Source organism: Actinoallomurus spadix (genome assembly GCF_024055725.1).
GTDB lineage: Bacteria > Actinomycetota > Actinomycetes > Streptosporangiales > Streptosporangiaceae > Actinoallomurus > Actinoallomurus spadix.
Map to the genome: position 1 here is coordinate 141,123 of NZ_JAMXMX010000001.1, position 13,997 is coordinate 155,119.

Below are 13,997 nucleotides of genomic sequence, written 5' to 3' on the forward strand. Positions count from 1 at the left end.
GATGGGGGCCCGTTCCGGGGTCGCGCGAGGACCCGTGATCATTCACCTGATTCAGGTCGTCGAGCCGCGAACGTGAGACGAACGCGAGGGCTGCCGTCGGCGGTGCTCGTACGGTGATTCCGGTGGCACCCGACGAACGACTCCGGCAGCCGACGACTTCCCCAAGGATCTCCGCCCACGGTCGCTACCTGCCGACGCCCGCCCGCACTCACCCGCTGCCCGACCCCGAGCTGTCGCTACTCCGGTTGCGGCCGCACCGAGTCGGCCGAGCCTCGCCAGATCGGCCGGCGTTCCTTGTCCGCGTGTGTCGCCGGGGGCCGGGAACGCAGGATGTCGGCCGCGCGGGCGGCGATGACGCAGAACGCCACGGGCAGGAAGAAGGTGAGGTTGAGCGGGATGAAGTAGGTCAGTGGTCCGATGATGGTGGGCCCGGCGAGCATGCCGAGATAGCCGAGGCCGGCGACGCGCGAGACATTGACTCCGGCCGCGTTCTGGTCGATGTGGCCGGCGGCGCTGAAGAGCTGGGGGACGCAGCCGGACATCCCGCTTCCGAACACAGCCCAGCCAACGAGGGCCAGCGGGATCCAGGGGGACAGCGCCGCCGCGGTCAGGCCGAGTGCGGCCAGGGACGTGCCGTAGCGGAGGATGGCCACCGGCCCGAAGCGCGCGGCCACCCGGTCGGCGAGCAGCCGACCGGCAGTCATGGCGGTGGAGAAGGCCCCGTAGGCGAGGGCCGCAGTGGCGGCGGGCGCCTCCAGGACGTCCCGCAGGTGCAGCACGCTCCAGTCGTTGGCCACACCTTCGCAGAGCATGAGCATCAACGCGAGAGCGGCCAGCACCCAGATGCGCCGGGGAGTCCGGCGCCGGGGCTTCAACGCGGCTGCGGGAGCTTCCGCGGGGCGGGCGTGCTCGGCCCGCAGCAGCGCGGGCGCTGCCGACGCGGCGGCGGCGAGGCCGAGGAGTGCCACCGCCCCGAGGGTCATCGCCGGGCTCCAGCCCCAGCTGAGCGTGCGGGCGCCGGCTAGCGCGGCGAGGACACCACCGATGGAGAAGGTGGCATGGAAGGCGGACATGACGGGCCGCCGGTAGCCGCGCTCGACTTGGACGGCATGAGCGTTCATGCTGACGTCCAGGCAGCCGTTGCCGACACCGAGCATCAGGAGCGCCGCCCCCAGCATCCAGACGTTCCTGGCCAGGCCCGGCAGGACCACGGCCGCGCTGCACAGTGCCGCGCTGACCGGTACGACGCTGCGGGCGCCGAAGCGGTCGGTGAGCGGGCCGACGATCTGCATGCCCGCGAAAGCGCCCCCGCCGAGCAGCAGCAGGAGCCAGCCGAGCACGGCATGGCTGATCCCCACGCGGTGCTCGACGGCGGGGATGTGGACGACCCACATCCCCATGAGGAAGCCGTTCAGGGCGAAGTAGGCGAAGGTCGCCCGTCGGCCGGTCCGCAGCGATCTCTCCATGCGTGCGAACATATCGAACAGTTCTAGTGTTTGAAAGATTGACTTTAGAACACGTTTGATGTTCTATCGCAGGTGTGGCGAGTACAGATCGACTGAGGCAGATCACCGAGGCCGTGCGCGAGGCGGGTCGCATCGGCGTCGCGGAGCTGGCCGGCCTGACCGGCGCGTCGGAGATGACCATCCGCCGCGACCTGGAGATTCTGGCCGACCAGGGCGTCCTGGAGCGCTATCGCGGAGGAGCGAGAAGCCTGTTGCTGCGCGGTGAAGGGCCCCCCTTCGCGCTGCGGGCGCAGGAGGGGCTGGAGGCCAAGCGGCGCATCGCCGCCGAGGTGGCCGGGCTGATCGCCGACGGGGAGTCCGTCGTCCTCGACAGCGGCACCACCTGCCTGCAGGTGGCCCATGCACTGGAGTACCGCCGCCTGACCGTGATGCCGCTGTCCCTACACGCGGTGAGCGCACTGACCGGGGCACCGCAACTGACGCTGCTGGTGCCCGGCGGCCAGCCGCGGCCGGGCGAGTTGACGTTGACCGGCCCTCTGACCGCGGCGTCGCTGGCCGCCCTGCGTTTCGACACCGCGCTCATCGGCTGCTGCGGACTGAACGCGACGAACGGCCTGACCGCTTACGACCTGGACGACGCCGCCGTCAAGCGTGCCGCGATCGCGTCGGCCCGCCGCGTCATCGCCGTTACGGAGGCCGCCAAGCTCTCCCGCACCGCGCTCGCCTTCGTCGCCCCCGCCTCCGCTCTGCACGCTGTTGTCACCGACGAGGCCGCCCCTCGCGAGGAGACCGACGCACTGGCTGCGGCGGGCGTGACCGTACGGAAGGTGTGACCCCGTGACCGGCACCGTGCTCTTCGACCTGTTCGGCGTGCTCGCACACCACCAGTCCACCGAAGGGAAGTACCGGCTGGCCCGGACGGCGGGCGTCTCGGGCCCGGCCTTCTGGGAGGCGTACTGGGCGCTGCGCCCGTCCTATGACCGTGGAGAGGTGACCGGCCCCGGTTACTGGTCCCAGGTGGCCGGCGCCCTCGGCGCCCGCTTCGACCGCCGCCGGATCGCGGAACTCATTGAGGCCGACATCGCCACGTGCAGCGCCGTCAACGAGACCATGGTCGCCCTGGTGGAAGAGCTCGTGGCATCCGGCCGGCGGATCGCGCTGCTGTCCAACATCCCCGAGGAGTTGGCCGTCCACTACGAAACACACCACCGCTGGCTCCAGCACTTTCAGGTACGTGCCTTCTCCTGCCGCATCGGCCACGCCAAACCCGAGCCGGACGCCTACCGGTGGTGCCAGAACGCGCTGCGCGAGGACCCGGCTCGCATCCTCTTCGTCGACGACCGCCAGAACAACATCCAAGCCGCCGAGGCAACCGGCATGCGCGGTCACCTCTTCACCACCCCCACCCGGCTGAGGGAAAGCCTCGCCCAGTGGGACGCCGCCCGGTCGCCATCGTGAGCCACTACCTCCACCCGGCTCGCCGTAACCCCAGCGCCGAGGCCCCGATTCCTGAACGCGGCCGTCTACGTCGACGCACCCGCCGACATCCGCTTGCCGCAAGATCGACGAAGGCCGTGACCCCCGCCACGGGCTGCGCGGCTACCTCAAGTAAGTACGCATCGCCCATGACCGGCGCATCGTCCCCAGCCGCGGACACGAGAGTGTCAGTGCCCGGTGTGGAGGAGCGCGCTACTCGTCGACGGGGATCCGGCGGATGGCGCGCTGTTTGTCGTGCTCGGTGGGCAGGCTGTAGCGGCGGGCGGTTTCGACGCTGTGGCCGAGGAGTTCGGCGACGACGACGATGTCTTCGCCGCTGCGGACCATGATCGTCCCGGCGGAGTGCCGCAAGGTGTGAGGCGTGAATTCGCCGTCGATGCCGACTTCGAGGTTGGCGTCCTCGGCGATGGCTTTGAGGATGTCGTAGGCCCCGCGGGTGGAGAGCCGGCCGCCGCGGGCGTTGAGGAACAGCGCCGGGTTGGTGTCGGCGGCGGGCCAGCTAGCGCGTTCTGCGCGCCAGTCGTCCAGGGCGGTGCGGAGCTTGGGGTGCAGCGGGACCTCGCGATATTTGCCGTTCTTGCCGTAGCGGATGATCAGGTGGCCTTTGCGGGCTGAGGTGCGGACGTCGCCGAGGTCCAGGGCGACGGTCTCTCCGCCGCGGGTGCCGGCGTACAGCTCGGTGAAGGCCAGGGCCCGGTCGCGGGCGCTGGCGCGTTCGGCGGCGCGTAGCCAGCGGGTGAGGCCGCGTTCGGACAGGGCGCGGGGGGCGGCCTGGGGCAGTTCCTGGCGTTTGGCGGCGGCAGGCCCGAGCCCGAGCCGGCGGAAGAAGTCGTCGATCGCGGTCAGGTGCGCGTTGACGGTTGAGGCCTTGCGCTTGGCGACCGTCAGCAGGAAGGCGCGGTAGTCGCGGGCGGCTCCGTCACGGGCGGCCGGGCCGGTAAGCGGGTCACCGCCGACATCGGCGTCGGGAAGCCAGGCCAGGAATTGGCGGACCCTGGACAGGTAGGCGCGGACGGTGTCGGGGTCGAGCGGCCCGCCCGCTCGGGTGAGCTCTTGCTCGTAGTCGTCGTAGGCCGCGGCGTAGGCGGCCGGGATCGGGGTCGGCTGTTTGCCGCGACGGGGAGCCGGTGTCGTTCCCTCGGCGAGAGCTCCCCCAGTATCGGAAGCTGTTCCGGCGGCCTGTGATCCCGCCTGCGCCGAAGTATCGGAAGTCATCCCTGGAGCCTACTGCCGATATTCACAAGTATCGGAAGCTCCGATAGGGTCCGTTCGATCATCGTCTGTGCGGTCGGCGCCCACGCCGTGCCGGGAGGGTGCCGCGGTGGGCAGGCTGACGCGCGAGGAATGGGACGCGGCGCTGTACCGGCTGCGGCGGCTGAGCGATCGAGGCGAGTCCATCACCGCCGAGGTTAGTGCGACGGCGGCGGCGCTGGGAGTGGCCGAGCGGACGGTGTGGCGCCGGCTCGGGTCGTCTCCGCGTCCGCGTCCGCGGTTCGCACTGTCGCAGACCGACATCGCCGCCTTCGTCGACTTCTGCGGGAACGTCTCGGCGGTGCACCGGGCCCGGTCGGCCGCAATCGCCGGGCGGACCACCAGCGCCGGGGTACCGATCGACCCCGACCTGCTGGCCGGCTGGGCCGGGGCGGCCCCGGTGACAGCCCGCACCTTGCAGCGGGCGTTCACCGAGCAGCTGACGCCGGCGTTCGTCGCCGGGGTGACCGGCGGGGAACGGGCCCGCCGCGCCAAGCTGGTCTACCTCGAGCGTGAGGCGACCTGGCGCAACCAGGTGTGGGAAGGCGATCACAAGAACCTGCCGATCCTGGTCCTACCGCCGCGCGGCAAGGCCGTCACGCCGTGGGTGACGATGTTCATCGACGATGCCACCCGCGTCATCACCGGCTGGGCGATCGCGCTCACCCCGCACACCGGCACCGTGCTGACCGCGTTGCGCATGGGGATGGTCGATGATCCGGCCACCGGCCCGGCACACGGGATCTCCGGGGTGCTGCGCCTGGACCAGGGACTGGAGTTCGCCGCGGCGGCCGTGACGGCGGCGACTGCCGCGCTGGGCACCGTGCCGCACGTTCTTCCCGGCTACAGCCCGAACCAGAAGGGCAAGATCGAGAGGGCGTTCTTGACCGTCGATGAGATGCTGCTGTGCACGCTGCCCGGCTACACCGGCGGGCCACGCGAGGTCAACGGCCGGCTGGCGGGGCCGCTGGATGACCGGGTCAAGGCTCGCGTCGGCTATGGCGATGCCGCTGCCGCCGGGCAAGAGGCCGGGCTGCCGTTGGGTCTGGAGAGCTTCGCGCGGATCTTCGGTAACTGGGTGCAGGCCTACAACACCGAGCACGTCCACAGCGAGCTCGGCCGGACCCCGGCCGAGGCCTGGGCCGCCGACGCCAGCCCGCTGGAGGATGTGCCCGCCGAACACCTACGGCATCTGCTGCTGGCCAGCCGGCCGCGCACGATCGGCCCGCACGGCATTCGGTTCCGCAACCTCAAGTGGCTTGATCCCGGTGGGTTGATCCGCGAGCGGCGCGGCACGCAGGTGCAGATCCGGTACATGCCGCACGATGACCGGTTCATCGACGTCTACCTCGACGGGGAGTTCCTGGCGACCTGCTACCCGACCAACGCGCTCACCGCCGAGCAGGAAGCCGAGTTCTACGCCGCCGCCCGCGCCCAGGAGAAACAGGCCGCAGCGCAGCGCTCCGCCGCCCGCCGGCGTGGCCGGATGCGCCTGGCGGCTCTGTCGGCCACCGACACCAGCACCGAGTCGGTGCGCAAGATCAGTCCCGCTGAAGCCGAGCGCCTCAACCGGGCCGGTGGGAGCGGGGGAAGGCCTCGGCCCGAGACCAGCACCAGTCTGCTGGGCATCGTCCCGATCGGCCCTATCGAACCGGTCGATCTGGCCGATCTGGACGTCGACCGGGAACACCGGCCGTGGTGAGGGCGCCGCAGGCCGGGCCGCCCGGGGCACGGATCATCTCCACCCCGCAGCTGCAGTTGGCCCGGCACGTGGTCACCGATGTCACCTCGCACGAGGCGGTTGGGGTAATCCACGGCCATGCCGGGCTGGGCAAGACCTTCGCCGTGCGGACGTGTGCGCAGGCGCTGGCCGCCGGCACCGGCCGGTTGGAAGCACCCCAGGTGTGCACGGTGTCGTTCAGCCCGCAGCCCACGCTGCGACAAGTCGTCGACGCGCTGCTGCTGACGCTGACCGGCAGTCACGGCTCGTCCAAGAGCCGCTTCCATCTCACCCGCGAGCTGATCGCCGAGCTGGCCCGCATCCCGCGGTTGATCGTGGTCGATGAGGCCCAGCGGCTGACCGGGCACGGGATCGAGCTGCTGCGGCACTTGCACGACGACCCCGACACCCGGCTCGGGCTGCTGTACGTCGGCGGTCACGGCTGCTGGGAGGTGCTCGCCCGCGAGCCGATGCTCGCCTCGAGGATCTGGCGGCGCCTGGCCATCACCCCGCTGGACCGCGACATCGTCCCTGAGGCGATCCGCGGCTACCACCCGATGTACGAAGACGCCGACGACGAGCTGCTGCACTACATCGACGACCGGTTCGCCCACGGCATCTGGCGCAACTGGGCGTCGTTCTCCTCAACCGCGCACCTGCTCGCCCAGCGCGCCGGCCGCACGGCCATCGACGAGGAGATCATCACCAACGCGTTCGCGCTGCATGGCGGGGGACCCAACCGTGCCCGCTGAGGGCCCCGGCCCGGCCGAGCCGGCCCAAGTCACCGTGATCCGCGACACCGACGACCTGCCCACCACCGGACGGCGGCTGCGGGAACTCACCGACCCCGACGGCGGGATCGTGGTGCTGCGCCCGGTCCCCTACAGCGGCTCGATCAACGACTTCCTGTTTTGCGTTCTGGAAGGGCTCGGCAAGCACCTGCCCGCCCGGCTGTCGTCCCCGCAACGCCCCTGGGACCAGGCCAAAGCATGGGTCACCGGCTACCGTCTGGCGCACCTGGTGGTCGACCGCGCCCACACCATGCCAGCAGAATTCGCGCCCTACCTGCGTGCACTCCTCGGCCCCCACCGCCCGCACCGAACCCGGCTGTGGCTGATCGACGCCTCCCGCACCACCGCCAGCTCGGTCGTCACCGCGTTCGGCCGCGACCCCGACAGCCAGGTCAGGACCGTCGACCCGCGCGAACTCGACCGGATACGGCCCCGCCCGCCGGCCGCGACCAGGGCCAAGGCGATCGGCGAGCCGATCCCTGATGACCTGCCCGCCGACAACTTCTTGACCTTTCGAGCCGCCTGCATCCGCGCCCTTGACCGCAACACCGCCGCCCGCGTCGACCAGCTGTGGCTCAAGACCTTCCAGGCCGCCCGCACCTGGCTGCGCGCCCATCGGAAGGTCGGGGAGGCCGGCCAGGCACCCGACCGGCTCGCGCTGCCGCTCAGCATCCACCTGGCCGCCCGCCTCTACCGGTGCGCCTCCGACGGCGAAGCCCTGGTCCGGCTCCGCGCCACTCAAGCGGCCTTCCTACGCGACGGGCTCCTCCTCCACCACCAGACATGGCCCGGCGCCCCCGGCCTGGGCCACCGCCTCACCTCCACCGCGGTCGCGGCCATCAACCGGGCCACCATCGCCACCGGCCCGGCCGCCGCCGCGACCCTGTTCCTGTTGTTCCCCTTCGACCGCCGCGGCGACGAACGGTACTGGCACCCCAGCACGCTCACCATGGACGACGTCACCAGCACCGCAACCGGCATCAAGATCAACGGCGAGTACCTTCCCATCCCCGCCCACGCCCGGCCCGCAATCGCCGCGCACCTCGCCTTCCGCCAGATGCAGGGCCCCCGCCACCCCGGCGACCCGTTCTTCGACCTCACCCCACCGCACGACGACGTCCGCACCCAGGCCGACCGCGCCCTGACCGCCACCACCGCCGCCGGTGACCCTTCTGCCGACCGCGTCGAGCCGCCCGCCGGGCACGGCACCCTCTGGATGCGGCAGCGCCGCCTCATCCTGCGCAACCTGGTCGGCAACGCCCACACCCTCGACCTGAGCACCCCCGCATGGACATGAGGCAACCCGACCCGCTGGGAACCTGGCTCCTGCGCCGGGCCCGCGACCACGGCATGACCAGCGAGCAACTCGCCGACCTGCTCGGGCTACCCGTCCACCGGATCCGCCGCCTCACCGACGGCGCCGACCTCGACGACCTACCCGTACGAGCCGTCCGCGCCGTAGCCAGGCGACTCGACCTGCCCTGGCCCGGATGGCTGGACCACAGCCCCACCCGCCCTGATGACCACACCGTCCAGGCCAGCCCCGCAACCAACTCGACCGACTCGCTCGACGACGCCGATCGTGTGCACGCCGTCCTGATCCTGGCCCTCGCCCACCCCATGGGAGTGGACCAGATCGCGCACGTGCTGGACTGGCCGCTCGAACGCGCTCAGAACGCCGCCGACCACCTCGCCGCACTACTCCACGAACACCCGGTCCTTCGCCTCACCGCCGGCGAAGGCACCATCCTGCGACTCGCCGTGCAGCCCAACCTCCTCGGCCCAGACGTCCGCACCCGGATCCAGCACGTCCTCAACCAGCAACAAGGCCCCGCGCCCGGCATGGCCTTCATCGCCTACCGCGCCGGCCACCGAGACCACCAGCGCATCAAAGACATCCTGACCAGCGACCCCGAACTCCTCGACGCCGCCGTCGACGCCGGATACATCACCTGCCGCATCGACCCCCACGGCCAGCCAACACAAATCAAGCTGACACCCGAGGTCGCCTTCAGCCTGAACATCCCGGTCAACCTCCACGACACCCTGCTACTGGAGCCGAAGACCGAGTGACCCAGGTCACTGACACTCTCGTGTCGCTTCTACTGACACTCTCGTGTCGCTTGGCACGTCGCGGGCGCCGCCGCACCTGAGGTCTTCTGGCGGAGTCGTGGTCTTGACGCGCGGCGGCCCTGAGGCCAAAACTAGGCGCGGTGGATGACAACGATGTCATTCATCGATTCATGTTGAAACGTGCCTCCGCACCATGAACCAGGGAGCGCCGATGCTCGACGAGCACGCCGAGGACAGACGCGAGAGAGCGCGGTTGTCGCGCCGCGACATACTGCGCGCGGGAACCACGGTGCTCGCGAGCGTCAGCCTGGTCGGGGCGTTCGAGGACCGGGCGGTCGCGTCGCCCCCCACCCCGAGCGCGGGGGCCCGCGACCTCGCGCTCTACCGCCCCGTACAGGTCTCCTCGACCGCTTACGCGCCCACTCCCGGTCACTTCGTCGTCGACCGCATGGCGAGCAGCGGTCCCCGCGGCAGCGGATGGCGTGCGGCCGGCACCGACACGCCGCAGTGGGTGGCCGTCGACCTGCAGGGGGCGTGCCGCGTCACCTCGGTCGTCCTCGTCTTCGAGGCGGCCGAGGGCGACGTCGTGTTCAAGCCCGCCGACGACGTCAACCCGCGCGTGAACACCACGGGCTGGGAGGTCCTGTCCAGCTACGCCTCCCGCTTCCGCATCGAGATCTCGTCCGACGGGAGAACGTGGAAGCCGGTCAAGGAGGGCAGCACGGACAAGGGCGGCACCGTCGAGGTGGTCTTCGACCAGCCCGTCACGACGCGATGGATCCGCATGGTCGGCACCGCACTGTCCAATCCGAACCCGCTGGGCCTGAACTCCTTCCAGGTTCTCGGCACCGCCCTGGCCGGCCGTCCGCAGTCGACGGGATGGACCGACTGGACGAGCGGCGCCCGGCCGGTCCCCCCGCTCAAGGTCGCGGACGACGGCACCGTGCCGATCGAGTCGGGCTGGAACCTCACCCTCGACGGTTTCGCCGGCACCGGTGACGGATCGCGGCTGTCGTCCCCCGGGGTGGACACCTCGCGCTGGTTGCGCGGGCAGGTGCCGGGCACGGTGCTGGCCTCCCTGGTGGAGGAGGGTCACCTGCCCGACCCCGTGCGGGGCCTCGACAACCTTCGCGTTCCCGAGGCGCTCAGCCGCAATTCCTGGTGGTACCGCCGCGTCTTTGACGTCCCGCACGGTTTCGGCGCCCGCGGCCATGACCACGTCTGGCTGGAACTGGACGGCGTCAACCACAAGGCCGAGATCTGGCTCGACGGCGCCAAGGTGGGCGAACTCACCCACCCGTCCGCGCGCGGCGCCTTCGACGTCACCGCCCGGCTCCGGCGCGGCGGGCAGCACGTGCTGGCCGTCCGCATCGACCCCATGCCCTATCCGGGCAGCCCCGGCGACAAGGGTCCGGACGGCAGTCCCTATGCCGACGCCGGCTCCGCCATGATGATGCGCAACGGCCCCACCTACCTGGCGGTGTCCGGCTGGGACTGGATGCCCGCGGTACGCGACCGCGTCATGGGCATCTGGAACCATGTGCGGCTGCGTTCCACCGGCCCGGCCGTCATCGGCGATCCGCGGGTGGACACCGTGCTTCCCGATCTGCCGGAACGCTCCCGCGCCGACGTCACCCTCACCGTGCCGATCCGCAACGTCGCCGCGACCAGGCGCACGGTGACGGTCCAGGCCACGCTCGGTGACGTCCGCGTCCGCAAGAACATCCCGATCGATGGCGGGAAGAGCGCCGAGGCGGTCTTCTCCCCGGATGAGTTCCCCGCCCTGCGCCTGTCCGACCCGGCCCTGTGGTGGCCCAACGGCTACGGTGATCCCACCCTCCACGACCTGGAGGTCTCCGCCTCGGTCGGCGCCGTCACGAGCGACCGGCGCACCGTACGCACCGGACTGCGCCAATTGCAGTACGCCTCCGAGAACCCCATCACCTTCGAGCCTGGCGCCGACCGCGTCGAGCAGACCGTCGACATCCCAACGCAGCAGGCCCGATACGTCCGTATACGGGCCGGTCGTCGCGCCACGGGCTGGGGCGTCTCCCTGTGGACGCTGTCCGTCATCGACAGCGCGCAGCCCCAGACCGACCTCGCTCTGCACGGCGACGCCTCCGCCTCCTCCACCGACACCGCCGACCATCCCGCCTCGGCCGCGGTGGACGGCGACTCTAAGACCCGCTGGTCGTCCGCCTACTCCGACGACCAATGGATCCAGGTGGATCTGGGCAAGACGCGATCCTTCAACCGGATCACCCTGCTCTGGGAGGTCGCGTACGCCCTGACCTTCACCATCCAGGTCTCCGACGACGGCCAGAGGTGGACCGACGTTCAGGCCGTCGACAACCGGCCGCACCAACTCCAGATCAGCGTCAACGGCGTGAAGATCATGTGCCGCGGCGGCAACTGGGGCTGGGACGAGCTGCTGCGCCGCATGGGAGACGGCCGGATGGAGGCCGTGGTCGAGATGCACCGTGACATGAACTTCACGATGATCCGCAACTGGCTCGGCAGCAGCGACCGCGAGGAGTTCTACGCCCGTTGCGACGAGAACGGACTGCTGGTGTGGAACGACTTCTGGAACGCGTGGTTCCTCGACCCGCCGGACCACGCGCTCTACCTCGAGCACGTACGCGACACCGTGCGGCGGTACCGCTCGCACCCGTGCATCGCGGTGTGGTGCGGTGCCAACGAGGGCACTCCTTCAAGCGAGATCGACGAGGGTGCCAGGACCGCCGTCGCCGAGGAGCATCCCGGCGTGCGCTACGTCAGCAACTCGGCGGCCGGCGTCGTCAGCGGCGGCGGGCCGTACGCCTGGATCGATCCCGCGCAGTACTACTCGCCGCGGACCTACGGCGCCGGCACGTTCGGATTCCACACCGAGATCGGCATTCCGACCGTGTCGGTCGTCGAGAGCATGCGCAATCTGGTGGGCGACGAGGAGGGCTGGCCCATCGGCACGGTGTGGAATTACCACGACTGGTCCACCCGCGGTAACCAGTACCCGCAGAATTACAAGGCGGCGATCGACGAACGCCTCGGCGAGTCCGCCGGCCTGGAGGAGTTCTGCGCCAAGGCACAACTGGTCAACTTCGAGTCCATGCGCGCGATGTTCGAGGCATGGAACGCCAACCTGTGGAAGGACGCCAGCGGCCTGTTGCTGTGGATGTCCAACCCGGCCTGGCACAGCACCGTGTGGCAGACCTACGACTACGACCTCGACGTCAACGGCAGTTACTACGGCGCACGCGTCGGCTGCGAGCCGCACCACGTGCAGGCCGACCCGCAGCACTGGAACGTGATCGCGGTCAACCACACCGCCGACGAACTACGCGCCGCGGTCGTCGAGGCCGACGTGCTGGACCTGTCCGGGGGGCGGCTGGCGGCGCACCAACGGCAGACCGTCGACATCGCCGCCTCGTCGACGGCGTCCGCATTCACCGTCGCCCAGCCGGGCGGCGACCACCCTCTGCACCTGGTCCGGCTGCGCCTCACGGGCGCCGACGGGAGGACGCTGTCGGAGAACACCTACTGGCGGTATGCCGCGCCGAAGGACCTTCAGGCGCTGACCAAGCTGTCCGGAGCCGTCTTGCGCCTCACCGGAGGCCACGCCCGCGCGGGACGCGACGGCCGCCTGACGACCACGGTGACCGTGCGCAACGCCGGCGACGTCGTCGCGCCGATGGTACGGCTCTCGCTCCGCGACCACCGGTCGGGCGCTCGGGTGCTGCCTGCCCGATACTCCGACAACTACCTGTGGTTGCTGCCCGGAGAGCAGCGGACCGTGACGATCTCCTGCCCACGCGGCGAGCTGTCTCCCGGGCACCTGGAGGTCACGGCCCAGGGCTACGGCACCTCCGCCGTCTCGGCCCGGACGGGACGCTGAATCATCATCAGCCGGCGGAGCGGCGGCGGTCCGCGACGGAGAGCTGGGCGCCGTTGAGGAACAGTTCGATGGGGAGGGTCGCGGCGCCGAGGGCGACGGCTTCGGGGCCCAGCTTGCCGAGCTCGATCGACGTCGAGGAGAAGGCGTGCTTGAGGGAGTTGCTCCGGGCCGCGTCGCGGATGGCCGGGAGCAGCCGCTCGCCGAGCAGCAGGCCGGCCCAGCCGCCGAGGATGATGCGTTCGGGGTTGAAGAGGTTGATCAGGTCGGCGAGGCCGACGCCGAGGTACAGCGCGGTCTCCTCCAGGACGCGTGCCGCGTCTCCCTCGCCGCGGCCGGCCGCGTCGAGCAGGGCGGCCAGGGCGGTCTCCTCGTCCTGGCCGGGTGTCCTTCCGTACCGGTCGAGGACCGCCTCGGCGCCGACGTACGCCTCGAGGCAGCCCGTGGAGCCGCATCGGCAGCTGCGCCCGCCGACCACGACGGTGGTGTGGCCCCACTCGCCGGCGCTGGAGGTGGACCCGCGGTGGGTCCGGCCGTGCGCGATGATGCTGGCGCCGACGCCCGAGCCGATCAGGCAGACGACGGCGTGCTGGGCGCCCTGGCCGGCGCCGAACCACATCTCGGCGCGGCCCATCGTGTTGGCGCCGTTGTCGATGTGCAGCGGCAGGTCGGTCCCGGCCCGCAGCAGGCGCTCCAGGGGGACGGCCTCCCAGCCGTACGTCTGGCCGTGGACGAGGACCTCGTCGCCCTGCTCGACCACGCCGGGGACGCCGATGCCGACCCCGAGGACCGCGGAGGCGTCGACGCCCGCGTCGGCGAGCACGGCCGACAGACCCTCGTGGATCCGCTCGACGATCGTCGTGACGCCGTGCTCGCGTGGGTCCAGCGGGGAGTCCACGCGCGCCCGTTCGGTCATCGCCAGGTCGAACAGCTCGACGCGGACGCGGGTCTCGCCCACGTCGACTCCGATGACGTAGCCGTAGTCGCTGTTCATGCGCAGCAGGACGCGCGGGCGGCCGCCGTCGGAGTCGATCGCGCCGGCCTCGGCGACGACACCCTCCTCGATCAGCTCGCGGACCACGTTGCTGACCGACGCGGGGGACAGGCCGGTCGCCCGGCTGAGCTCCTGGCGGGTGCAGGGCTGGTCGAAGTACAGCGACCAGAGCAGGACCGACCGGTTGTCACGGCGAAGGTCCCGTACCGTGCCTCGCCGTCGTTCCGGTGTGACGTGCTCCCGCATACCGACCTCCCCGATTAGTTCAGATCTTATAACAAGCAGTCGAAAAGCCGGGCTCCCGGGTGTTGCGCAG

Annotated in this window: 10 protein-coding genes; 7 read left to right on the plus strand and 3 right to left on the minus strand. The window is 70.8% G+C overall.

What is annotated here, in order from left to right; all coding sequences use genetic code 11:
• Positions 1-236: 236 nt before the first annotated feature.
• Positions 237-1,466 carry an MFS transporter gene (locus NE235_RS00590; RefSeq protein ID WP_252798643.1) on the minus strand — a complete coding sequence of 410 codons (1,230 nt, stop codon included), beginning with the start codon at positions 1,464-1,466 and terminating at the stop codon, positions 237-239.
• A gap of 74 nt (positions 1,467-1,540) precedes the next feature.
• Here NE235_RS00590 and NE235_RS00595 point away from each other — a divergent pair, with 74 nt between their 5' ends.
• Complete coding sequence (locus NE235_RS00595) at positions 1,541-2,299, plus strand: DeoR/GlpR family DNA-binding transcription regulator (protein ID WP_308205999.1); 759 nt, start codon at positions 1,541-1,543, stop codon at positions 2,297-2,299.
• A 4-nt stretch (positions 2,300-2,303) separates the two neighbouring features.
• Complete coding sequence (locus tag NE235_RS00600; RefSeq protein WP_252798645.1) at positions 2,304-2,924, plus strand: HAD family hydrolase; 621 nt, start codon at positions 2,304-2,306, stop codon at positions 2,922-2,924.
• 231 nt (positions 2,925-3,155) lie between these two features.
• Here the strand turns inward: NE235_RS00600 and NE235_RS00605 are convergent, their stop codons facing one another.
• The gene (locus tag NE235_RS00605; RefSeq protein ID WP_252798646.1) at positions 3,156-4,178 is read right to left on the minus strand and encodes a tyrosine-type recombinase/integrase; all 1,023 of its coding nucleotides are present in this window, start codon (positions 4,176-4,178) and stop codon (positions 3,156-3,158) included.
• A gap of 106 nt (positions 4,179-4,284) precedes the next feature.
• On the opposite strand from NE235_RS00605, the gene NE235_RS00610 reads away from it, so the two are divergent.
• From NE235_RS00610 to NE235_RS00630, 5 genes are all read left to right on the plus strand, one after another.
• Positions 4,285-5,916, plus strand: a complete 1,632-nt coding sequence (locus NE235_RS00610) for a Mu transposase C-terminal domain-containing protein (protein WP_252798647.1) — start codon at positions 4,285-4,287, stop codon at positions 5,914-5,916.
• Positions 5,913-6,686 (plus strand): AAA family ATPase, encoded by a 774-nt coding sequence (locus NE235_RS00615; protein WP_252798648.1) that lies wholly within the window; start codon positions 5,913-5,915, stop codon positions 6,684-6,686. The genes NE235_RS00610 and NE235_RS00615 overlap by 4 nt, the downstream gene beginning before the upstream one ends.
• Positions 6,676-8,022: an ATP-binding protein gene (locus NE235_RS00620; RefSeq protein WP_252798649.1), complete on the plus strand. Its 1,347-nt coding sequence runs from the start codon at positions 6,676-6,678 to the stop codon at positions 8,020-8,022. Before NE235_RS00615 ends, NE235_RS00620 begins: the two co-directional genes overlap by 11 nt.
• Positions 8,013-8,798: a hypothetical protein gene (locus tag NE235_RS00625; RefSeq protein WP_252798650.1), complete on the plus strand. Its 786-nt coding sequence runs from the start codon at positions 8,013-8,015 to the stop codon at positions 8,796-8,798. The genes NE235_RS00620 and NE235_RS00625 overlap by 10 nt, the downstream gene beginning before the upstream one ends.
• Before the next feature lie 211 nt (positions 8,799-9,009).
• Positions 9,010-12,690, plus strand: a complete 3,681-nt coding sequence (locus NE235_RS00630) for a discoidin domain-containing protein (protein WP_252798651.1) — start codon at positions 9,010-9,012, stop codon at positions 12,688-12,690.
• 7 nt (positions 12,691-12,697) lie between these two features.
• Here NE235_RS00630 and NE235_RS00635 read toward each other — a convergent pair whose 3' ends face one another.
• Positions 12,698-13,927: an ROK family transcriptional regulator gene (locus NE235_RS00635; RefSeq protein WP_252798652.1), complete on the minus strand. Its 1,230-nt coding sequence runs from the start codon at positions 13,925-13,927 to the stop codon at positions 12,698-12,700.
• Positions 13,928-13,997 lie beyond the last annotated feature (70 nt).